This window comes from Duganella zoogloeoides, assembly GCF_034479515.1.
GTDB lineage: Bacteria > Pseudomonadota > Gammaproteobacteria > Burkholderiales > Burkholderiaceae_D > Rugamonas > Rugamonas zoogloeoides.
The window spans coordinates 4,568,267-4,589,084 of record NZ_CP140152.1; the positions used below are offsets into that span (position 1 = coordinate 4,568,267).

21 protein-coding genes are annotated in these 20,818 nt (G+C 64.0%); 8 read left to right on the forward strand and 13 right to left on the reverse strand.

The window, feature by feature from the left end:
* Nucleotides 1–64: 64 nt before the first annotated feature.
* Nucleotides 65–1,129, forward strand: coding sequence for a LysR family transcriptional regulator (locus tag SR858_RS20195; RefSeq protein ID WP_019921747.1), 1,065 nt, complete (start codon nt 65–67; stop codon nt 1,127–1,129).
* A gap of 117 nt (nt 1,130–1,246) precedes the next feature.
* On the opposite strand, the gene SR858_RS20200 is transcribed toward SR858_RS20195, so the two are convergent.
* Together SR858_RS20200 and SR858_RS20205 are read right to left on the reverse strand one after the other, a co-directional pair.
* Nucleotides 1,247–1,564 carry a chaperone modulator CbpM gene (locus SR858_RS20200; RefSeq protein WP_040377745.1) on the reverse strand — a complete coding sequence of 106 codons (318 nt, stop codon included), beginning with the start codon at nt 1,562–1,564 and terminating at the stop codon, nt 1,247–1,249.
* Nucleotides 1,565–1,566: 2 nt separating this feature from the next.
* On the reverse strand, nt 1,567–2,505 hold the full coding sequence (locus SR858_RS20205; RefSeq protein WP_019921745.1) for a DnaJ C-terminal domain-containing protein: 939 nt from the start codon (nt 2,503–2,505) through the stop codon (nt 1,567–1,569).
* Between the two features lie 149 nt (nt 2,506–2,654).
* On the opposite strand from SR858_RS20205, the gene SR858_RS20210 reads away from it, so the two are divergent.
* Together SR858_RS20210 and SR858_RS20215 are read left to right on the forward strand one after the other, a co-directional pair.
* A complete protein-coding gene (locus tag SR858_RS20210) occupies nt 2,655–4,046 on the forward strand; it encodes an MATE family efflux transporter (protein WP_019921744.1) in 1,392 nt (463 codons plus the stop codon).
* A 139-nt stretch (nt 4,047–4,185) separates the two neighbouring features.
* Nucleotides 4,186–6,411, forward strand: coding sequence for a S9 family peptidase (locus SR858_RS20215; RefSeq protein ID WP_026637268.1), 2,226 nt, complete (start codon nt 4,186–4,188; stop codon nt 6,409–6,411).
* Nucleotides 6,412–6,470: 59 nt separating this feature from the next.
* On the opposite strand, the gene SR858_RS20220 is transcribed toward SR858_RS20215, so the two are convergent.
* Complete coding sequence (locus tag SR858_RS20220; protein ID WP_019921742.1) at nt 6,471–6,662, reverse strand: CsbD family protein; 192 nt, start codon at nt 6,660–6,662, stop codon at nt 6,471–6,473.
* A 232-nt stretch (nt 6,663–6,894) separates the two neighbouring features.
* On the opposite strand from SR858_RS20220, the gene SR858_RS20225 reads away from it, so the two are divergent.
* Both SR858_RS20225 and SR858_RS20230 read left to right on the forward strand, forming a co-directional pair.
* Complete coding sequence (locus tag SR858_RS20225) at nt 6,895–7,722, forward strand: HDOD domain-containing protein (RefSeq protein ID WP_019921741.1); 828 nt, start codon at nt 6,895–6,897, stop codon at nt 7,720–7,722.
* A 162-nt stretch (nt 7,723–7,884) separates the two neighbouring features.
* On the forward strand, nt 7,885–8,163 hold the full coding sequence (locus SR858_RS20230; protein WP_026637267.1) for a flagellar protein FliT: 279 nt from the start codon (nt 7,885–7,887) through the stop codon (nt 8,161–8,163).
* A 158-nt stretch (nt 8,164–8,321) separates the two neighbouring features.
* Here SR858_RS20230 and SR858_RS20235 read toward each other — a convergent pair whose 3' ends face one another.
* Both SR858_RS20235 and SR858_RS20240 read right to left on the reverse strand, forming a co-directional pair.
* On the reverse strand, nt 8,322–9,545 hold the full coding sequence (locus SR858_RS20235) for an aminotransferase class I/II-fold pyridoxal phosphate-dependent enzyme (protein ID WP_019921739.1): 1,224 nt from the start codon (nt 9,543–9,545) through the stop codon (nt 8,322–8,324).
* Between the two features lie 112 nt (nt 9,546–9,657).
* The gene (locus SR858_RS20240) at nt 9,658–11,529 is read right to left on the reverse strand and encodes a FimV/HubP-related protein (RefSeq protein ID WP_154819926.1); all 1,872 of its coding nucleotides are present in this window, start codon (nt 11,527–11,529) and stop codon (nt 9,658–9,660) included.
* A gap of 176 nt (nt 11,530–11,705) precedes the next feature.
* On the opposite strand from SR858_RS20240, the gene fumC reads away from it, so the two are divergent.
* Nucleotides 11,706–13,094 (forward strand): class II fumarate hydratase, encoded by a 1,389-nt coding sequence (fumC, locus tag SR858_RS20245; protein WP_019921737.1) that lies wholly within the window; start codon nt 11,706–11,708, stop codon nt 13,092–13,094.
* A gap of 71 nt (nt 13,095–13,165) precedes the next feature.
* On the opposite strand, the gene SR858_RS20250 is transcribed toward fumC, so the two are convergent.
* A complete protein-coding gene (locus tag SR858_RS20250) occupies nt 13,166–13,918 on the reverse strand; it encodes a hypothetical protein (protein WP_019921736.1) in 753 nt (250 codons plus the stop codon).
* A gap of 170 nt (nt 13,919–14,088) precedes the next feature.
* Here SR858_RS20250 and SR858_RS20255 point away from each other — a divergent pair, with 170 nt between their 5' ends.
* Nucleotides 14,089–14,307, forward strand: a complete 219-nt coding sequence (locus SR858_RS20255) for an RNA-binding S4 domain-containing protein (protein WP_026637265.1) — start codon at nt 14,089–14,091, stop codon at nt 14,305–14,307.
* 163 nt (nt 14,308–14,470) lie between these two features.
* Complete coding sequence (locus SR858_RS20260; protein WP_019921734.1) at nt 14,471–14,764, forward strand: hypothetical protein; 294 nt, start codon at nt 14,471–14,473, stop codon at nt 14,762–14,764.
* A gap of 61 nt (nt 14,765–14,825) precedes the next feature.
* Here the strand turns inward: SR858_RS20260 and bufB are convergent, their stop codons facing one another.
* From bufB to SR858_RS20295, 7 genes are all read right to left on the reverse strand, one after another.
* Nucleotides 14,826–16,604, reverse strand: a complete 1,779-nt coding sequence (bufB, locus tag SR858_RS20265; RefSeq protein ID WP_026637264.1) for an MNIO family bufferin maturase — start codon at nt 16,602–16,604, stop codon at nt 14,826–14,828.
* Between the two features lie 53 nt (nt 16,605–16,657).
* The gene (locus tag SR858_RS20270) at nt 16,658–16,930 is read right to left on the reverse strand and encodes a BufA1 family periplasmic bufferin-type metallophore (RefSeq protein ID WP_019921732.1); all 273 of its coding nucleotides are present in this window, start codon (nt 16,928–16,930) and stop codon (nt 16,658–16,660) included.
* Nucleotides 16,931–17,041: 111 nt separating this feature from the next.
* The gene (locus tag SR858_RS20275) at nt 17,042–17,242 is read right to left on the reverse strand and encodes a YjfB family protein (protein ID WP_019921731.1); all 201 of its coding nucleotides are present in this window, start codon (nt 17,240–17,242) and stop codon (nt 17,042–17,044) included.
* Nucleotides 17,243–17,312: 70 nt separating this feature from the next.
* Nucleotides 17,313–17,852: a molybdopterin-guanine dinucleotide biosynthesis protein B gene (mobB, locus tag SR858_RS20280; protein ID WP_019921730.1), complete on the reverse strand. Its 540-nt coding sequence runs from the start codon at nt 17,850–17,852 to the stop codon at nt 17,313–17,315.
* A gap of 79 nt (nt 17,853–17,931) precedes the next feature.
* Nucleotides 17,932–18,135, reverse strand: coding sequence for a hypothetical protein (locus SR858_RS20285; protein WP_019921729.1), 204 nt, complete (start codon nt 18,133–18,135; stop codon nt 17,932–17,934).
* Nucleotides 18,136–18,268: 133 nt separating this feature from the next.
* Nucleotides 18,269–19,024, reverse strand: coding sequence for a general secretion pathway protein GspB (locus tag SR858_RS20290; RefSeq protein ID WP_019921728.1), 756 nt, complete (start codon nt 19,022–19,024; stop codon nt 18,269–18,271).
* A gap of 1 nt (nt 19,025) precedes the next feature.
* Nucleotides 19,026–20,780, reverse strand: a complete 1,755-nt coding sequence (locus SR858_RS20295; protein ID WP_019921727.1) for an ExeA family protein — start codon at nt 20,778–20,780, stop codon at nt 19,026–19,028.
* Nucleotides 20,781–20,818 lie beyond the last annotated feature (38 nt).

A 20,818-nucleotide genomic window follows, 5' to 3' on the forward strand; every position in this document is an offset into this window, starting at 1 on the left:
TATCGAGGAAACACGCTAAATTTAAATGATATCTATCGATATTGTAGATATAAGGACTTGCACCATGCGCGACCCCGGCCTCCCCTCCCTCGACCAGCTCCGCGTATTCATTGCCGTCATCGACCACGGCGGCTTTGCCCACGCGGCGCGGGCGCTGCACCGCACCCAGTCGGTGATCAGCTACACCATTGCCAACCTGGAAGAACAACTGAATATCGAGCTGCTCGACCGCAGCAAGCGCAAGCCGGTGCTCACCGAGGCCGGCAAGGCGCTGCTGGCGGACGCCCGCGCCGTGTCGCTCAAGGTCGATGGCATGCGGGCGCGGGCCAAGGCGCTGTCGTCGGGGCTGGAAGCGGAAGTGTCGCTGGTGGTCGATGTGATGTTTTCGACCTGCAAACTGGTGCGCATCCTGCACGCATTCCAGAAGGAATTCCCCACTGTCTCGATGCGGCTGCGCACCGAGGCGCTGGGCGCGGTCACGCAACTTGTAATGGAAAACACGTGCAAGATCGGCGTCAGCGGCTGGATGCCGGGCACGCCGGACACCATCGAGCGCCAGAGCTGCGGTTCCGTGACCATGGTGCCGGTCGCCTCGCCAGACCATCCGCTGGCGCAGATCAAGGGCAAGATCCCGAGCGCGGTGCTGCGCGAGCACACCCAGTTGGTGCTCACCGACCGCAGCACATTGACCAAGGGACAGGACTTCGGCGTGATGGCGCTGCGCGACTGGCGCCTGGGCGACCTCAGCTCCAAGCATGCGCTGCTGCGCAGCGGCATCGGCTGGGGCAATATGCCGGTGGAATTCGTGCAATGGGACCTGGACGCGGGCCGCCTGGTGCAGCTCGATGTGAGCGAGGGCAGCTCGTTCAGCTTCCCGCTGTACGTGATACGCCGGGGCGACGAGGAGCCGGGCCCGGCCACGCGGTGGTTGATGCAGCAGTTCCTCGACCTCGAACATGCGGGCCACGGCCTCGACCTGGCCGCGCACGCGGTGCCGCACCACGCGCAGGAGGCGCCGGCGCATTTCTACCGGCTGGGCAGTGAAATGCCCAGCGGTCCGCTGCCGCCGATCGCCGAGACGCCGCCCGGCATCGCGGCCCCGGCGCCAATCGCCCTGCGGCAGCGTTGAGCGGACCGCGCCGCTGCGCTGCCAAGACCGGACGATCACAGTGCGGCAGCGTCGGTCTGACCGCGCCGCTGCTGCAACAATGCACGGCGACGGCGCTGCCGGCAGGCAGTTGCGCGCCTATCGCACGCCGGCGGCATTGAGCTTCTGGCGCAGCCGCGAAATCTCCTCCGTCAGATCCACCACCAGCGCCGCAACATCGTCGTTGGCTTCGAAATCGCGCTCGATCTGCCACAGGCGCCGTGCGCGCACCAGGTCGGCGCTGGTGAAGCGCCATACCGCATGATCGTCGGGCGCCGTTTCGAGCAGCACGCCGGTACGCACGCGTTGCACCACCCAGCCCGGCTCCACCGCGCACGCGTGCGCCAGTTCGTCCAGAGTCAGGGCCACTTCGTCGATCACCACCGCTGTGACGATGGTTTCATTGCCTGTTGCCATGTTCATCCTCCTGCGCGCGGATTGAACGCCATGTCGCGCGCCATCTGCTGATACAGTTCTTTCGCCTTATCGGTGGTGGCCGGCGGCAGCGCCACTTCGAGCAGCAGGTACAGGTCGCCGGCCTCCTTGCCCGGTATGCCGCGCCCGCGCAGGCGCAGCTTGCGACCCGTTTGCGAACCGGCCGGCACCGTCACATTGACTTTGCCTGACGGCGTGGTCACCTCGATCTCGCCGCCGAGGGCCATTTCCCAAGGCGCCACCGGCACGGTCTGGTACACATCGCGGCCGTCGATGCGATAGCGGGCATTGGCGCTGAACTGGATTTCCAGGTACAGGTCGCCCGGCCCCGCTTCGCCATTCTGGCCCTGGCCGGTCAGGCGCAATTGCTGGCCGGCCGTCACGCCTTTCGGAATATTCACGCTGAGCGTGCGCTCGCGCGTGTGGATGCGGTCGTGTTCGTCGCGTTCGGCCACCATCAGGCTGATCTTGCGGGTGGCGCCGGTGTACGAGTCGGTCAGGTCGATGGTGATGCTGGCGTGGGTGTCGTCGCCCTTTTGCGGCTGGTAGGCCTGGCGCCGGCGTCCGCCACCGTTGCCGAAGTTGGCGAACAGGTCCGAGAAAAAGTCGCTGGGATCGGCGCCGCCACCGAAGCCCCCCGCGCCGGGACGCCCGCCTCCTGCGCCCCAGCCCGGCGGCGGACGGAATTCCTGGCCGGCGCGGAATTGCTGGCCGCGCCCGAGGTCGTCGTAGGCCGCGCGTTTTTCGGCGTCGCCGAGCACGCCGTAGGCTTCGTTGAGTTCCTGGGTTTTCTTTTGTGCATCCGCTTCCTTGCTGACATCCGGGTGGTACTTGCGGACCAGCTTGCGGTAGGCCTTCTTGATCTCGTCCTCGGAGGCCGTCTTGGCCACGCCGAGGGTCTGGTAATAATCCTTGTATTCCACCTTGTTGCTCCTGTATGGGCTGTCCACCGTCCTGTCAAAACAGTCTAGCGCAGATTAAAGCTTTAATGAGTTCGTGATCCAAATGATAATCCGCAAGTTGGTGTGTCTCACAGTAAAATCAAGGGTTTCTCCCATCAGGTCAGGTTTCCATGCAGCACTCGTTCACCGTTCGTAATATCCGCGCCGAAGTTTCCTCGCTGTGGCAGCTGGCCTGGCCCATGCTGATCGGCCAGCTGGCGACGGTGGGCATGGGTGTGGCGGACGTGGCCATGACCGGCCATACCAGCGCCGACGAACTGGCGGCGGTCTCGCTGGGAGCGTCGATCTGGTCGATCATCCTGGTCACCGTGAGCGGCACCATGATGGCGATTAACAGCATCGTCGCGCACGATATCGGCGCCGGCCAGCTGGCGCGGGTGCCGCACGCGGTGCGCCAGTCGCTGTGGAAGTCGCTGGGCGTGGGCGTGATCGCCATGGGGCTGGCCAACCTGGCCACGCTGCTGTTCGACCATTTGTACCTGACCCCGCACGTCCAGCACCAGGCCGAGCTGTTCGTCCACATCATCAGTCTGGGCCTGCCGCCGTTCGCGGCGTACCGAGCACTGTACGGCTATAGCACCAGCATCAACGAAACGCGGCCGGTGATGGTGATCGCCATCCTGGGCCTGTGCGTGAACGTGTTCGTCAACTGGCTGCTGGTATTCGGCAACTGGGGCATGCCGCAGTTGGGCGGGGTCGGCTGCGCCGTGTCCACCGCGCTGTGCATGTGGCTGATGCTCGCTGCCATGCTGCTGTGGATACGCCGCGCGCCGGCCTACCGCGCCACGTACCCGTTCACCCACTGGGAAGGTCCGCACTGGCCAGAAATCGCCTCCATGCTGCGCCTGGGCGTGCCGATCGGTGTCAGCTATTTTGCCGAGGTCAGCGCGTTCGGCGCGGTAAGCCTGTTGGTGGCGCGCTATGGCGTGATACCCATCTCGGCGCACCAGATCGCGCTCAACTTTACGTCGCTGGTGTTCATGGTGCCGCTCAGCTTTGGCATCGCCCTGATCACGCGCGTGGGCCAGGCCATGGGCGAAGGCGAGCCGGCGCGGGCACGGTTCATTTCGTGGGTGGGCGTGTGGATGTCACTGGCGTTCGGCGTGGTGTCGGCGATTTTCATCGTGCTGTTCCGCTACCAGATCGCCCGGGCCTACACATCGGACCCGGCGGTACAGGACTTGTGCGCGCACCTGCTGCTGTTCGCGGCGCTGTTCCAGCTGTCCGATTCCACGCAGGTGGCGGCATCGTGCGCGATACGCGGCTACAAGGTCTCGCGCCAGCCGATGGTGATCCAGGTGACGGCGTTCTGGGGCTTCGCGCTGCCGATCGGCTGCTGGCTGGGACTGGCGCCGCAATGGCTGCCGCTTGCACCGGCGCAGCCGATGGCGGCGTCCGGTTTCTGGATCGGGCTGGTGGTGGGGCTGACGGTGGCGGCGCTGCTGCTGAGCTGGGCCCTGCAACGGCTGTCGCTGGCGCGCCTGAAGGTGGCACAGGCCTGATCCCCACGCTGGTGCGGTTCGTAAAAGCCGCACCAAACTATAAACGGTATTGACCGTTTTATTCAGAACATTGCTACCTCGCCACGATTGGTACAGTCTGGTATCGTCACGGATTGCCCAATTTCCGAGACATTCTTCAATGCGCTTTATTCTCGCACCAATCACGCTTTGCGCCATGCTGGCCGGCGGCCACGCCACCGCCGAGAAACTTACCCTGGACCGCATCCATTCCGACCCGTCGCTCAGCGGCCCCGGCGTGCGCAACCTGAAAGTGTCGCCGGACGGCGCCCGTGTCACCTTCCTCAAGGGCCGCGACGACAACCAGTTCCAGCTCGACCTGTGGGAATACAACCTGAAGAACAAATCGACGCACCGCCTGGTCGACTCGAAAACCCTGGTGCCGGAAGAGAACCTGTCCGACGCCGAAAAAGCGCGCCGCGAACGCGCCCGCACCGCCGCCCTCAAGGGCATCCTCAACTACAGCTGGTCGCCGGACGGCAAGCAGCTGCTGGTGCCGATCGCCGGCAACCTGTACCTGATCGACGCCGCCAAACCCGATGCCGCCCGCCTGGTCGCCAAGGGCAATGTGCTCGATCCGAAAATCTCGCCGAAAGGCCGCTACCTGTCGTTCGTGCGCGACCAGAACCTGTTCGTGATCGACCTGAGCAATAACCAGGAGCGCCAGCTGACCACCGACGGCGCCGGCACCATCCACAACGGCGAAGCCGAGTTCGTAGCGCAGGAAGAAATGCACCAGACCACCGGCTACTACTGGGCGCCGGACGATTCCGCCATTGCCTTCAAGCGCTACGACGAAGCGCAAGTGCCGGTCGTGCGCCGCTTTGAAATTTACGCCGATCGCACCGACGTGATCGACCAGCGCTACCCTGCCGCCGGCGACCCGAACGCCACCGTACAACTGAAAATCGTCTCGCCGAACGGCGGCGAAATCCGCAACGTCGACCTGGGCACCGAACAGGACATCTACCTGGTGCGCGCCGACTGGAGCAGCGACAGCAAGGCTTTGCTGTTCCAGCGCCAGAGCCGCGACCAGAAAAAACTCGAACTGATCTCGGTCGATGCCGCCACGCTGGCGCAGCGCACCCTGATCACCGAAACCTCGCAAACCTGGGTCAACATCTTCGAAGACCTGCGCTTCCTGGCCAAGGGTAAAGGCTTTGTGTGGTCGTCGGAACGCACGGGCCGCAAGCACCTGTACCTGTACGACATGAACGGCAAGCTGCTGCACCCGATTTCGAGCGGCGAATGGGGCGTCGAGCGCCTGCTGGCCGTCGATGAAAAGACCGGCCGCGTGTTCGTGCAATCGAACCGCGATGCGGTGATCGACAGCCAGACCTACGCGCTCAAGCTCGACGGCTCCACTGCCGACAAGCCCACCCGCATCACCCAGGGCGACGGCTGGCACGACTCCAACTTCGCCGGCAATGGCGAAGTGTTTGTCGATACCTATTCCGATCCGAACACGCCGCCCCAGGTGAGCATCCGCCGTCCCGACGGCACCATGATCAGCTGGCTCGAGCACAATGAGCTGAACGCCAGCCACCCGTATGCGAAATATCTGGACGCTCACCTGCGCCCCGAATACGGCACCATCAAGTCGAAAGACGGCCAGACCATGTACTACTCGATCACCAAGCCGTCCGGCTTCGATCCGGCCAAGAAATACCCGGTGTACCTGTCCACCTACGGCGGTCCCGGTGCGCAGCACGTCTCGCGCAAGTGGGGCAACCTGTTCGACCAGTACATGGCGCAGCAGGGCTTCGTGGTGTGGCGTCTCGACAACCGTGGTTCGAGCCGCCGCGAACGCGCCTTTACCGACCCGATCTACCTCGACATGGGCCGCGCGGAAGTGGAAGACCAACTGACCGGCATCGAATGGCTGAGCCAGCAGAGCTTCATCGATCCGAAACGCATCGGTGTATTCGGCTGGAGCTATGGCGGCTTCATGACCTTGCGCCTGCTGTCGCAGGGTTCGGACAAGATTGCCATGGGCGTATCGGTGGCGCCGGTGACCGACTGGTCGCTGTACGACACCCACTACACCGAGCGCTTCATGAGCACGCCAAAGCTGAACGTGGCCGGCTACAAGTCGGGCAGCGTGTTCTCGCACGTCGATGGCTTGAAATCGAAACTGCTACTGGTGCATGGCATGGCCGACGACAATGTGCTGTTCACCAACACCACGCGCATGATCGACGCGCTGGTGGCGCGCAACGTGCAGTTCGACCTGATGACCTACCCTGGCGCCAAGCACGGCATCTCGGGCAAGGTGCCGCAGCGTCACGTGTACGGCATGATCGAAGCGTTCTTCAAGAAGAATCTGATGCCGGAAGCAACGAAATAAGTTAGACGACAAAAGGGCCGCAAATGCGGCCCTTGTTTTACCTGCATCCTAAGCGATGCTTAGTTGCGGTTACCCTTGAGGGTGTCGTCAATGGCTTCTTTGGCGTCGCCGACGTTTTTCTGCAGCTTACCTTCAGCTTGCTTATTCAGGCCCTTGGCCTGCTGTTCGGACGAACCAACCACTTTACCGGCGCCTTCCTGGATTTTGCCGCCGATTTCCTTCGCCTTACCTTTGACTTGATCTTCGTTCATGATGCACTCCTTGGGTCAATGTTGAAGCTACGGGACACACAACGCTGTGTGCATGGGTTCTACTGTAGTCCGGTCGCGGCTGAGCTTCTGTGCGGTCGCCCACCCAAATGTAAAACGGGGGGCAGCAGAAAAGATACGGTCGGGCATCAAAAGGCTTCTTTCCCATGACGAATCGCTATATAGTTAACCTATAGCAACGTGCCCATAACCAGGAACAACCAGGAGATACCCGATGAAACTTGATGCACTGTTCCAGAATCCGACCGCGTTGCCTACCGCCCCGAAAGTCGTCGAAGAACTGATCAGCAGCTTCGACAAGGCCAGCGTCTCCACCGAGGAAATCGCCAAGAAGCTGTCGACGGACCCGGTGCTGAGCGCCAAGCTGCTGCGCCTGGCCAACTCGGCCTACTACCACGTCTCGCGCAGCATCGGCACGGTGGAAGATGCGGTGCTGATGCTCGGTTTCGTCACGGTACGCACGCTGGTCATCAGCTCCGGCCTGGTCAGCGGCTTCAAGACCGTGCCCGGCCTCGACCTCAAGCAATTCTGGCGCTACAGCCTGCACACCGCGGTGTCGGCCAAGTGGATCGCCAAGAAGACCAAGGAAAACACCGACCTCGCCTTCACCATCGGCATGATGCACGCCATCGGCCAGCTGGTGATCCACTCGGCCATGCCGGAAAAAGCCATGGCTCTCGATAAAGTGGCCGGCCCGATGGACTCGCGCCGCCTGGACGCCGAAGTGGCCTCGTTCGGCTACACGTTTGCCGACGTCGGCGCCGAACTGGCCCGCCGCTGGAAGTTCCCGGAAGCGTTTGCGGAAACCATCGTGGCCTTCCCCGAGCCGCACAAGGACGGCGAGCTCAATCGCCTGGCAGCGGTCGTCTCGCTGGCCGCCTGGCGCGCACGCGTGGAGCAAGCTGGCTTGACCGCCGAAGAAATCGCCGCCTGCTACCCGACCGAACTGGCCGAAGAACTGGGACTGGACGACGACGCCCTGATCGACGACATGCCGCCACCGGACGAACTGTCGGCCGGCCTGGAAGAACTCGTGAAATAAGCGACAACATTTCATAAGCAAAGCTGCCTGATTTCGGTCCGGCAGCTTTTTTTTCATCTTTTTTCAAATTATTTTGTTTTTACCCTCAAGTTCCCGTTTAAGTGGACGTTAATCAAGACATGCGGTAATCCGTCTTGATGTCGCAACTTTCCAGGTGAACTGATGAACACTTCCGAAGTCCTCGCTATGTACGAAAACATTGCCGGCCTGAGCACCCAAATGGCTGCCGCCGCGCGCATGGGCGACTGGGACGGCGTCGGCAAACTGGAAACCCAATGCACCAGCGCGGCCCGCGCCACGGCCACCGGCGTCCCTGCCCTCGACGGCGCGCCCCGCCTGCGCAAGATCGACTTGCTCAAACAAATCCTGGCCAACGACCGCGAAATCCGCGACCTGGCCGATCCGTGGATGAACACCGTCCCCGGCATGGCCCGGCAGTAAAACAGCGAGCCCAGCAAAAAAGCGCCCAACGAGGCGCTCTTTTTTTGCCCCCACTTCGGGGTCAGTGCCGACATTCGGACATTTTTGAACTTATCTGTACGGTGTTGGTCACCATAGCGATCAGCTCGTGTCTGAATGTCGGCACTGACCCCAAAGTTCTATGCGAGGGCGACGCGCAGGGACAGGGCGATGCCTTGGGCGGCTTGGGTGATTTCGTCGAGCGACGGGAAGCTCGGGGCGATGCGGATATGGCGGTCTTTTGGATCGTTACCGTACGGGAAAGCAGCGCCAGCAGGCGTCAGGGTAATGCCCGCTTCCTTGGCCAGTGCGACCGTGCGCTTGGCGGCGCCGTCCGGGGTGACCAGGTCGATGAAGTAGCCGCCTTGCGGACGGGTCCAGCTCACGCCCGGCACATTGCCCAGGTATTGTTCGAATTGCGCCAGCACGGCGTTGAACTTGGGTTTCAGCAGTGCGGCGTGCTGCTCCATCAGCGCTTCCACGGTCGGCAGGTCTTTCAGCAGGCGCACGTGGCGCAGCTGGTTGATCTTGTCCGGGCCGATGCTGCGTATGCCCGAATGTTTGGTCCACCAGGCGATATTGGCCGGCGACGACGCCAGCGCGGCAATGCCCGAACCGGCCCAGGTCACCTTCGATGACGACGCAAACACGAAGGCGCGGTCCGGGTGGCCGGCGGCGACGCACGCTTCGAGAATATTCAACACTTCCAGCTTTTCAGCACCCAGGTGGTGGAAGCGATAAGCGTCGTCCCACATCAGGATGAAGTCGGGGGCGGCGGTTTTCATCGTGGCCAGGCGCTGCACCACGGCGTCGGAATACACCACGCCACCCGGGTTGCTGTACTTCGGCACGCACCACATGCCCTTGATGCTGGCATCCTCGGCCACCAGTTTCTCCACCAGGTCCATGTCCGGGCCGTCGTCATACATCGGCACGTTGATCATCTTGATGCCGCGCGTTTCGCAGATGGCGAAGTGGCGGTCGTAGCCCGGTACCGGGCACAGGAACGTGACCGGCTCGCGCACCCAGGGCGCATTGCCCGGCGTGCCGTTCAGGAGCGCGTACATGATCACGTCATGCATCAGCGACAGGCTGGCGCTGCTATCGACCACCACTTGCGCGGCCGGCACATCGAGCAGTTCGCCGAACAGTGCGCGCGCCTCTGGCAAGCCCACGGTGCCGCCGTAGTTGCGGCCGTCAGTGCCGTCAGCAGCCTTGTAACCGTCCACGGCGTTCAACAAGGCGTTCGACAGGTCGAGCTGTTCGGGCGATGGCTTGCCACGGGACATATCGAGTTTCAGTCCGAGCTGTTTGAACGCTTGGTACTGTTGTTGGTCCTGCGATGGGAGGTCGGCTGCAGTCATGGGGCTCTTTCAAAATGGGAAGACGAAGCTTGGAAGCGTCGATAACTATACCCCAGTTCGTCAGAGCCTTGACAGAGATTCAAGTAATATACTTATGCGAAAAGTGCTGGCATCATGGCTGCACGGCCGGTTCCGGGACCGTTGATTTGGGCGTGGGAACTTCGCGGAAATCGTCGCCCGCCGCATCGGCCGGGCCCTGTTTCTTGCGGAAGCCTTGCCAGATCTTCAGCGGCGCGCCCGACTTCTTGCGGCGCAGGTAGAACAGCGCACCAGCACCAGCCAGCAAGGCAACGCCCAGGCCACCGATAATCAGCGGCAGCTTGCTCGACTGCTCCTCGGGCGGCTTTTCCTTTTTGTACTTCAGCTTGGGCAGCACGCGGCGTTGCTGTACCGGCGCTGGTGGCGGGGCGGCGGCAGTTTCGTCTGCGGCAGTTGCTTCTGCGGTAGTTGATTCAGCGGTGGCTGCTTTGGCGGTGGCGGCTCCGGTCTTCGGCGCCTCACTCGGCGCGGGGTGCTTCTCGGCGACCGGCGTGCCTGGCGCCGCGACTTGCTTCGCTCCCCCCTGCGCGTCTGGCGTCGCTGCTTGCGCGGCTGCGTCCCGTGAGTCTGGCGCCGCAGCCGCGCCTGGCTTCGCGGCCACCGGCACGTCTGCCGAGGCGGTCCGGGCATCGCCCATGCCGGAGGCGATGGTCAAGAGCTTGGTGGCGGCAGCCGGCGCGTCGGGCTTGGCGCCAGGTGCCGCCGCCGGGGTGGCCTGTTTTGCCACCTGCGCCGCAGCCGCCGCACCGGTGGACCCGGCCAGCGCGCTTTGCAATTGCTTCACTTTGCCTTCCAGTTCCACCAGCTTGGTGGACAGCGCCTGGCTCTGCAGGTCGAGTGCCCGGCACTCTTTGGCGCTGGCGCCGGACGGCGCGCAAGCTGCTGGCGCCGCCATTTTTTTCACACCGGCCGGCAATGGCAGGGGCGGCATTGGCAACAACGCCTGCGCCACTTGCGGCGGTGGTGCAGCGGTGATGGTGGTGGCGGCCAACTGGCTGGCGCCGGCTGGTGCAGCGGCGACGGCTTCTGTCTTGGCAGCGTGCTTGTTATCGGCCTTCGACGCCAGCGCCTCCGCTGGCTTGTCAGCCCGTTTAGGAACGCCCCCCACGGTGGGCTTGTCCGCCGGTTTAGCCGCGCCTGCTCCTACAGATTTGTCCGCCCGTTCAGAATCGCCTGGCCCGTGCCTATCTGCCAATTTAGGATCGATTGCACCAGTTGGCGTGTTGGTTGGCTTCGCCATGCGATTCCCGGCCGCACTGGATACCGGCGTCCCTGCCGCCCTCGCTGGCGCTATCACGCGCGAGCCAAGCGCTGCGGAAATCCGTTCAGGAATATCGCGCACCGGCACCAGCGCTGGCGGCCGGGCCTGCGCCGCTGCAGCTTTCAAGCCGCCCGGCCCGCCCACTTCCGATTCGTGGAACGACGGCATCGGCGCCGGGCGCGTGCGATCGCGCATCAGGCGGGCGGCAGCGGTCGGTGCGGCGCTGTCGGCCACCCTGGCCGGCTCGGCGGGGGCAACCACGGCAGGCGCCGTTACTGCTGGCGCTACCCGGACCGGTGGCGGCGCCGGATTGGGATCGGGCTGCAACCAGACCGTGGCCAGGCGGATATCGCGCCGCCCGCCCGCCGTCAACTCCACGTACACGTGCACGTAATCGGCATTGACGGCACCGGCGGTGGAGATGTGCAGGACATCCTTGCCGTCGCGCCGCACCACGGCCATCTTGACCGACGCCAGCGCCGGATTCATGGTGATGTTGGCGCCGCGATAGACATCCAGCTGCGCCAGCCGGGCTTGCACCGGGCCGCCATCGCCAGCCAGCAGTTCGACATCGGCCGACAGCGGCTGGCCGATATAGGATCGCGCAGCAACGTCGCCCAGCTCGGCGGCGTGCGGCATGGGCGCCTGGACGACCAGCGCCAGCACGGCCAACAGGTGAAGCAAATTGTGAGTGAAGAAGCGTTGCATAATCGATAGGCCGCCAGGCGACATCTGGGAATCTTCTTCATTAACGGCTGGAAATCCAGTTTTTGTAGCCCTCAGTAAATTTTTCCGAAGTGCGCTACACTGGTTGATGCATGCCGGATGAGAATGATTGCCATTTCCAAAAAGGAACCTTTATGAGTACCCGTAGCGAAAAAGACAGCTTTGGTCCCATCGATGTACCGGCTGAACAATTGTGGGGCGCACAAACCCAGCGTTCCCTCGAGCATTTCCACATTTCCACCGAGCGCATGCCGCTCGAGCTAATCCACGCGCTGGCCAGCGTCAAGCGCGCTGCCGCCCGCGTCAATCTCGACCTGGGCTTGCTCGACGTCGCCAAGGCCACCGCGATCACCGGCGCCGCCGACGAAGTGCTGGCCAACCAGCACCCCACCGAATTCCCGCTGGCCGTGTGGCAAACCGGCTCGGGCACGCAATCGAACATGAATATGAACGAAGTGCTGGCCAACCGCGGCTCCGAACTGATGGGTGGCGTGCGCGGCGAATCGCGCCTGCTGCACCCGAATGACGACGTCAACAAGGGCCAGTCCTCGAACGACATCTTCCCCACCGCCATCCACGTGGCCGCCGCCCTGGCACTGGCCAACAACGTGCTGCCCGGCCTGCGCCAGTTGCGCGCCAGTCTGCACGCCAAGGCTGAGGCTTTTGCCGACATCGTCAAGATCGGCCGCACCCACTTGCAGGACGCTACGCCGCTCACGCTGGGACAGGAATTCTCGGGCTACGTGGCGCACCTGGACTTCGCCGAACACGCGATTCAGGCCGCCCTGCCCGACGTGCTGCAACTGGCGGCCGGCGGCACGGCGGTAGGCACGGGCCTGAACGCCCATCCGGAATACGCCACCCGCATCGCCACCGAACTGGAACACGCGCTGGCGCTGCCGTTCCGCACCGCCGAGAACAAGTTTGCCGCGCTGGCCGGCCACGACGCCCTGCTCTCGGCCCACGGCGCGCTGAAAACGCTGGCCGCGGCGCTGATGAAAATTGCCAACGACATACGCTGGATGGCCTCCGGTCCGCGCTCGGGCCTCGGTGAAATCACGATTCCCGAAAACGAGCCGGGCAGCTCGATCATGCCGGGCAAGGTCAATCCCACCCAGTGCGAAGCAGTCACCATGCTGTGCTGCCAGGTGTTCGGCAACGACGTGGCGATCACCATGGGCGGCGCGTCGGGCAACTTCGAGTTGAATGTGTACAAGCCGCTGATCGCGCACAACTTCCTGCAAAGCGCGCGCCTGCTGGCCGACGGCATGCGCAGCCTGGAAGAACATTGCGTGCACGGCATCGAGCCGAACCGTGACCGCATTGCCGAACTGATGGAACGCTCGCTGATGCTGGTCACCGCGCTGGCGCCGCATATCGGCTACGACAAGGCGGCCACAATCGCCAAGAAAGCCCAGCACGAAGGCACCACGCTCAAGCAGGCCGCACTGGCCCTGAACTACGTGACGGCGGAGCAGTTCGAGCAGTGGATTGTGCCGATCGACATGACCCGCCCGGGCTGATCAGTATCCATTCGACTAGCGGACGCTAGCCCATCGACATGACCCGCCCGGGCTGATCGGCATTGATTGACTCAGAAACCGTGCGAGTAACGCACGCCGGCCAGCCAGTCCGGCGCGGCATTGGCGTCGTGGCCGGGGTTGAAGCGCAACATCACGGCGCCCGTCACCTTGCCGCCGCGCCCATCGCGGCTGCCGCCGACCGTGGTGCTGTAGCCGAATTCGATATCGCGCTCGGTGGCGGTCGGTTGCAGATTGAGGGCCGGGGCGCCGAAGGCCTGGCTGCCCATGTAGGCGGCCTGACCGCTGCCCTGCTGGACGCCGGTACGCACCTTGGCCGGCACAGACACCGTGATGCCGATGCGGTCGCGGTTATCGAAAATTTCCCGCGTGGACCAGCCGACGCTGAACGCCATCGTGCGCACCGAAGACACTTGCGCCATCAGGCTGTCCGGGCTGCCGTAGCCGTCGGTCTTGCCGTAGGTGGCCATCGCCATCACCGAACTGCGCGGCGTGACCGAGTATCCCATCGATAGCGAAGTGAAAGCCGTGGTGGGCCGCGCCCGCAGCGCCAGCGCGGTGTTGCGTTCGGCGCCCGGACCGGTTTCGCGCAAGATGCCGGCGGTCACCGCGCCTACCGCCCGCCCCATATGGGTTTCGAATTCCGCGATGCTCGAGTAGCGACGGTTGCGATCGGCCAGCAGCGGCCGGAAATCGGCGCGCGCTTCGCTGGGCTGGACCAGCAGCGGTAGCGGGGTATCGCCCGCCGCTGCGGCGCCACAGCAGGACCAGCCAGCCACGGTGATAACCATCGAAAGCTTGTTCATGATGCCACCTCGAAGGTAGAACAGCACTCAACGTAAAGAGGTATAAGTCACACTACCAGTTTTTCTTGCTGGCAAATACGAGTTGCACGGTAAACTGTGCGCCTGTCGGAATACCGCTACACTATCCTGGCGGGAGCCCGTACTTGAAAACCATGGTATCAGAGGAAAAAATGCAGAAAGTCAGTTTTGAGTTGAATGGGGAATTTGTTGAGTTGAATCAGTTGCTCAAGCTCGTGGGGCTGTGCGACAGCGGCGGCGCCGGCAAGATGATGGTGGCCAGCGGCGACGTCAAGGTGGACGGCAAGCAGGAGCTGCGCAAGACCGCCAAGATCCGCGCCGGCCAGCAGGTCACCGTGGGCGACATCCGTATCAGCGTCGATCCCGTATGATTTATCTTGCATTGTGGAAATAATGCGCTAAGCTGAAAACGCTGCGCGGTCCATGACACCGCGTAACGCGGCCAGCGCTCCCAGCTCGTATAGTGTGGGGTCGGCTGCGGTCTGTGGCGGGCGCCAACGTTATATTGAAACGCTTATTGAACAGGGGGACGTCATGGACGGTCCACAACCAGCCAAGCCCACCCAGGAACGCTTGCTTGGCGATCTGCGCGAAGTAATTGAGAATGCCGAAGAATTGCTGAAGAACACCACGCAATACAACGGCACCTTGTACGAAACCGCCCGCACCAAGCTGGCGCAGGCGCTGCTGGCCGCCACCGAGGAGCTGGCTCGTTTCGAGGATGCCCATATCGGCCGCATGATGGAACTGACCGCGCGCGCCAACCAGCTGCACCAGGATCTCACGGGCGAAGCCCGCCTGCTGCGCGCCTTCCACCGGGAAAACTAGCGCGCCTGCTCACCCACGATGCAAGGCGCAGCGACGCAGACAGTACGTGCCTGCAACGCCGCTATGAAGGTTCAGTCTGGCGTTCTGTAGCGACGATCAGTTGCAGGTCCAGCCACAGGCGCAACTGCCCCGCCACATCGAAATCCCCTTCCACGTCGAACGCCGCATCGAGCGCAGCCCCGAAGGTGCCGCCCGCGCGCAACACCGTCAACGCGGCATAGCCACCCGCGCCGAGCGCACCTACCTGCACGCGCCAGCCGGGACGCGCCACCACACCAGCTTCCTGCACTGCCATGTCGGTGGGAAAATCGTTGGTGGGCTCTGGCTGGTGCGCCAGCCAGAGCGACACCACCGCCCAGTCGAACCGCATCGGCACGCAGGCGTCGTGCAGGCGCAGCCGGACCGCTTCCAGTTGCGCCGGCGCCAGCTCGCCCAGTTGCTGCGCCGTCACATGTTCCGCGTCGGCCGCATAGTGGGCGCGGTGCACGGCCCATTCCAGGCGCGCCATGTCGGCCAGGTAAGGCAATTGGGCCGCGTGCGGAAAATCGTCGAGGAATTCGCCCAGTTGGCCGCCGAAGCGATTGAGGTCGCCATCGTGCGACGGCCGGGCGCGCACATAGGCATGGGCCAGCGCACCGAAAAATTCGGTCCCGACCAGCGCGGCAATGACCGGGTAGGCAGCCGTCAATGCCTTGGTCGCGGTGGCAGCCAGGTTGCCGCGATACAGCGCCAGCCGGTGCCGATTGTGCGGATGCTCGCGCCATAACGCCAGCGCCGGCGGCGCGGCTTCCAGGTTCAGCAAAGCGTCAGCGAACAGTTGCTGGCCTGGGACAAGCGTGGCGGCACTGCCGTCTGCGCCGTGACCGGCTGTGCTGCGGTCCACGCCCGAAGCGGCCGCACTATCGCCCGCACCAGGTCCAACCAAGGTGACGATATCATGTTGCGCCACCGGTGCAAGCAAGTAGCTGTGCTGCGGCGACACTATCTGGTGGCTGGAAAACGCCACCGGTTCGACCAGTTGGCTGTGCTGCAGCGCCCTCGCCTTCGCCGCCTCGTCCAGCAACACGCCCAGTGGCGGGATTTCGGTGTCCCACTCGACCAGGGTCGGTACGGCGCCAAAGCGCTCCAGCGCAGCAGCATACAGTTGCCACACGGGCTCGGCGACGGCGGCGCCGTGGTGGTCGATCACTGCTTGCGGTGTGACCAGGTGGCCGCCCAGGTGCAGTTCGCCTACCGTGCCGGGGGCGATCGCGAGCAACGCTTCAAGCGCGTCTTCACCGTGGTTGCACTGGTTGACGTACAGGTTGTTGATGTCGAGCAGCAAGCCGCAGCCGGTGCGTGCCGCCAGCGCGGCCAGGAACTGCGCCTCGCTCATGCTGTCGCCATGGAACCTGGCGTAGGTGGAAACGTTTTCCAGCAGCAGTTGCCGTTGCAATGCGTTTTGCACCTGGTCCACGCGGTCGCACAGCAGGTCGAGCGCGGCGGCGTCCAGTATCAAAGGCAGCAGGTCGTTGAGGTGGCGGTCGCCCACCGCGCCCCAGCACAAATGCTCGGATACCAGGCACGGCTCGATGTTGCGCACCAGCGCACGGACGCGCTCGAGGTGCTGCATGGAAAAGCCGCGCGCCGAGCCCAGGCCCAGCCCCACGCCATGCAAGCTGACCGGATAAGCGCGCCGCAACTGTTGCAGCACATGCCAGTCGCGGCCCGATTGGTCGAGGTAGTTTTCGGTGTGAACTTCGAGCCAGTCCACCGCCGGCCGGTCGTCGAGAAACTGCCGGTGGTGCGGCGCGCGCAAGCCGACGCCCACGCCGAAGGCGCGTGATCCAGAGGCAGGCACGGCGGAATTACTGGCCAACTTGTTGCGGTTAAACAGGCGAGCGCCGCGTGAGCTTACTTGGCGGGTGGCGTGGTCTTGCCGCCGACTTTGTCGCAGGTTCCCTTGGGAACGTTTTTCCATTCGACCGGGGCGTTATCGGTCGTGGCCTGGCCTGCGCAGGAATGCGAGCCGTCGGCCGCGGCGCAGTCGTTCTGGCCGGCCTTGGCAACGCCATAGCATTTTTCGGTATCAGCCGAGCCGGCCATGGATGGGGTGGCAGCGGTGGCCGTGCTGGCGGTGCAAACAGCTGCCAGGGCGGCGGCGATCAGGGCGTGGCGTTGGTTCATGGTCGGTTCTCCTCGAAGATAATGGTGTGCAGACGCAGCGTAGCAGCAATCACGCTGCCACGGCTAGCCCGCGCGCCCTGTCCGCATGGGAGGCCGACGCTGGCACCGCTGTCAGGCGGTGGTATTGATGGTGTTGCCGAGGTTGGAAGGCAGGCGCGGCGCCGATGGCACCGGCGGAATCGCCTCGATCAGCGCATTGGCGCTGGACGCCTGGATATCCTGCGCCTTTTTCAAAACGGCAATTCCCACCGCCTGTTTGTTGCCGGTGTCGGAAATGCTGGTTGCAAGCTGGGCAATGTTGGAAACGTCCATGGTGTCCTCCTTTAAGGCGTATCCCTTATTTACGGAAGACCACGCCGGAACTTTAGGCCGGCGGCGAGATTTAAACGCGCTTTTTTTCCACCAGCGCCAGCAGCCAGTCCAGCACGTCCTGCGGCGCGTTCAAGTCCAGCCAGACTGTACTGTCCGGCAATTCCTGCGGACGCGGCAAATCGGACGCCACCGCCACCACGTGCGCATCGTGCGGATAGAGCGGTTCGCGTCCCTGTTCGCGGCGGTACACTTCCAGCTTGTCGATCGGATATTTTTTAAAGCCTTCGAGCAAGGTCAGGTCGGCCGGTGACAGGCGCGCCAGTTGCTCCTCCAGCGTCGGCTCGGGGGCGCCGCGCAACTCGTGGACGATGGCGTAGCGGAACGGCGACGCCACCATCACCTCGGCCGCGCCCGCCATGCGCAGGCGCGCACTGTCCTTGCGCGGTGGTTCCAGCTCCAGGTCGTGGTGGCTGTGCTTGATCACATTGACCTTGAGACCACGGTCCGCCAGTTGCGCGATCAGGAATTCCAGCAGCGTGGTCTTGCCGCTGCCCGACGTGCCGATCACGCCCAGCACCTGGCGCAGCTGTGCGGAACTTGCTTGATGCATGAATTACTCTCCCCGCAACGTCATTGCTATTGCCGCACATTATACGCAGCAACATTCAACGCGGCAGGTACCGTAAGACCTATTGCTCTTCGTCCAGATGGCGGAAGCGGTCGTTGTGCGAGCGGCCATTCGCCAGCAGGATCAGCAGCAGGCACACCAGCGCCGTGATGTAGGTGCTCGGTTCGCTGTCGATGGCGGTGTACACCGTGTGGACCGCCGCATGGGCACGCGGCATGGTCATGGCGGCAGCGATCAGGAAAGGCAGCAGCGTCAGGTATTTCATGGTCACCCCCTGCAATGTTTGCAATGGGGATCAAGTTATCACCGCACCGTGACGCTTTGATGACAATTTAGAATCTATTCCGGTAGGGAGGAGGCGCTGCTTGCGCGCCTCATTCCCTGCCGGGATAGATTCTTCAATACGGGACGCGGTACCTGTAGCCCTTGTAATTGAACACGGCTTCTTTCGGGTTCAGCTTTTCCAGCAACAGGCCCGGCGCCACTTCCTCGCCCTCGCGGCGCAGGATCTTGTCCACCAGCAGCAGCCGGTCGGCGGCATTCCTGGAGTATATGTAGCCGCCCACCGTCACCGGAGGAATCGCGCGCTGTATCGGTTCCGGCAGTTCTCGCAGATTGAGCACCGGCTCCTCCCCCCTGGCGGCGGTTGCTGGCGCAGGCATGGCAGCCGGCGCCGGGGATGCCATCGATGCAGCCGCCGGCGTCGATGGCCGCGCCAGCGGGGTTGACTGTTGCGCCAGCGCGGTCGCCGATTTTTCCGGCGACGTCGACGGTTGCGCGAGCGGCGTCGTCACCGTGGCGACCGGTGGCGGCAGCGCGGTAACTGGCTCCGGCAGCGCCGCTGGCAGTTGTGGCGCTGGCACCGGTTGCTGCGGCGTGGAGGCAACAGCGTCCACAGAACCAGCCGGCATAGCCGGTGCAGCCGGTGCGCTGGAGACAGCAGGCGCTACCAGCGAAGCCGGCCGTAGCATCAAGACCAGCAGCACCACGATGACAACCGCCATCGCCACCAGCGCCAGCATTACCGGCCTCTTGAGGCGGCCGGAGGCAGCGGTATGCGCGCCGGCCTGCAAGGTGGGCGCGTGGATGGTGGGAGAGCTGCCGAGTTGACGTTCGGCTTGCGCTTTTTTCAGCGCTTCCAGGATGTAAGACATATTATTTCCCCGCTCCGGCCGCAGACTGCGCCAGCAGGCGCGGCTCTTGCACGCGGCCCAGTTGGTACAGCCGGATAAATGTTTTCGGACCGGCCACGCCGTCCGCCTTGAGCTGCTGCGCGGCCTGGAACTGGCGCAGGCGCTGGACCAGCGCAGTGTCGAGCGGCTGGTTTTCCCTGGGCGCGGCCAGTTCGTACAGTTGCGCCAGGCGCTGGGCCAGCCAATCGACGTCGGGGCCGCGATCGCCCGCCACCACCTGGTCGCGCCAGTTGACAGGCGCGCGCCAGTAGGTCGTGAACTCGCCGTCGAGCCGGGCGGCCAGCGCGGCCACGGTCACGCGCTCGGGCTGGCCGCCGGGCGCAGTGATGGTGGCGTTCTTCGCATCGAGCGAAGTCAGCAGCACGTAGCCGGGAATCACCGGGTTGTCGCGCAGGGTCAGCACGGCAGGCCGGTCAAGCTGGCGCAATTCATCGATGCCGCCGCGGGTTTGCAGGCAGCGCAGGTTCAGGCGCGCTGCGGCGCTGCACGGATCGCTGTCGGTCAGCGTGAGTCCCCACAGGCCGGCCAGTTGACGTAAGGCGGCAGCCTTGTCGGTCGCTACACCGGACTCGGCAGGAGAAGTCGCCGTCGCGGACCCAGCCGCAGACAAGGATGCCGACGCCGGCGCGCTCGTGGCGCCGCCACCGGTTGTCGCCGCCCGCGCGGCGCCCGCCCCGGTTTCCTGCCCATTATCGCTGGCCTTGCCGCGACCGGCTGCTGGCTTGCTCGGCGCCGCCACGGCCGCCACCTCGGCCGGCACGCTGGTTTTCTGCCGCTCGGCAAACTGCAATAACAACACGCTGAGCACGACACCACCGGCCACGCCGGCAGCCACCAGCGGCCAGCGCGCACCGGACGCGAACGCGCCACCCTGCCCGCCCGACCCGGCACTGTCGGCACCCGCGAACACTTCTGCCGCCGCGCGCCGCAAGATGATGCGCGACACTTGCGGCTGGTTTTCCACGTAGGCACCGAGCAACGCGCGGTCGCACAGCAAGTTGATGCGGCGCGGCACGCCCTTGGTCAGGCTATGCACCAGGCCCATCAAGCGGCGCGGAAACGGCGCAATGGCCGCCGCGCCGGCCACTGCCAGGCGGTGCTCGATATAGGCAGAGGTCTCCGCCTCCGATAGCGAACCCAGGTGGTAACGCGCGATCACGCGTTGCGCCAGTTGCTCCAGCTCGGGCCGGGCCAGCATGGTGCGCAGCTCGGGCTGGCCGATCAGGATGATTTGCAGCAGCTTGCGTTCGCTGGTTTCCAGGTTGGTCAGCAGGCGCAGTTGCTCGAGCACCTCGGCTGACAGGTTTTGCGCCTCGTCGATGATCAGCACATTGTTCTTGGCCTGCGCGTGGCTGGCCAGCAAATAGGCGTTGATGGCATCGACATAGCCCTTGACGCTGACCGCACCAGCACCCTGCGGCGGCAAATCGATGCCGAACTCGTCGCAGATGGTCAGTAGCAGTTCCTCGACCGTGAGCTTGGGGTTGAAGATATAGCCCAGCTTGCAATTCTCGGGAATCTGCTCCATGAAACAGCGGCAGACCGTGGTCTTGCCGGCGCCGATTTCCCCGGTAAGCAGCACGAAACCGCCGCCGCTACCGATGCCATACAGCAGATGCGCCAGCGCTTCGCGATGGCGTTCGCTCATGAACAGGTAGCGCGGGTCGGGCGCGATGGAGAACGGCGATTGTTTCAGGTTGAAGTATTGCGTGTACATGAAAACCTTGAGAGTGCGCGTGCCGGTATTCTAGCCCC

Coding starts and splice junctions, on each gene's coding strand:
- SR858_RS20260 (WP_019921734.1), top strand. CDS start 14,471: ATGGACGGTCCACAACCAGCCAAGCCCACCCAGGAACGCTTGCTTGGC.
- SR858_RS20220 (WP_019921742.1), bottom strand. CDS start 6,662: ATGAACGAAGATCAAGTCAAAGGTAAGGCGAAGGAAATCGGCGGCAAA.
- SR858_RS20200 (WP_040377745.1), bottom strand. CDS start 1,564: ATGGCAACAGGCAATGAAACCATCGTCACAGCGGTGGTGATCGACGAA.
- SR858_RS20210 (WP_019921744.1), top strand. CDS start 2,655: ATGCAGCACTCGTTCACCGTTCGTAATATCCGCGCCGAAGTTTCCTCG.
- SR858_RS20270 (WP_019921732.1), bottom strand. CDS start 16,930: ATGAACCAACGCCACGCCCTGATCGCCGCCGCCCTGGCAGCTGTTTGC.
- SR858_RS20275 (WP_019921731.1), bottom strand. CDS start 17,242: ATGGACGTTTCCAACATTGCCCAGCTTGCAACCAGCATTTCCGACACC.
- SR858_RS20255 (WP_026637265.1), top strand. CDS start 14,089: ATGCAGAAAGTCAGTTTTGAGTTGAATGGGGAATTTGTTGAGTTGAAT.
- SR858_RS20235 (WP_019921739.1), bottom strand. CDS start 9,545: ATGACTGCAGCCGACCTCCCATCGCAGGACCAACAACAGTACCAAGCG.
- fumC (WP_019921737.1), top strand. CDS start 11,706: ATGAGTACCCGTAGCGAAAAAGACAGCTTTGGTCCCATCGATGTACCG.
- SR858_RS20215 (WP_026637268.1), top strand. CDS start 4,186: ATGCGCTTTATTCTCGCACCAATCACGCTTTGCGCCATGCTGGCCGGC.
- SR858_RS20285 (WP_019921729.1), bottom strand. CDS start 18,135: ATGAAATACCTGACGCTGCTGCCTTTCCTGATCGCTGCCGCCATGACC.
- SR858_RS20230 (WP_026637267.1), top strand. CDS start 7,885: ATGAACACTTCCGAAGTCCTCGCTATGTACGAAAACATTGCCGGCCTG.
- SR858_RS20290 (WP_019921728.1), bottom strand. CDS start 19,024: ATGTCTTACATCCTGGAAGCGCTGAAAAAAGCGCAAGCCGAACGTCAA.
- mobB (WP_019921730.1), bottom strand. CDS start 17,852: ATGCATCAAGCAAGTTCCGCACAGCTGCGCCAGGTGCTGGGCGTGATC.
- SR858_RS20195 (WP_019921747.1), top strand. CDS start 65: ATGCGCGACCCCGGCCTCCCCTCCCTCGACCAGCTCCGCGTATTCATT.
- SR858_RS20250 (WP_019921736.1), bottom strand. CDS start 13,918: ATGAACAAGCTTTCGATGGTTATCACCGTGGCTGGCTGGTCCTGCTGT.
- SR858_RS20225 (WP_019921741.1), top strand. CDS start 6,895: ATGAAACTTGATGCACTGTTCCAGAATCCGACCGCGTTGCCTACCGCC.
- SR858_RS20295 (WP_019921727.1), bottom strand. CDS start 20,780: ATGTACACGCAATACTTCAACCTGAAACAATCGCCGTTCTCCATCGCG.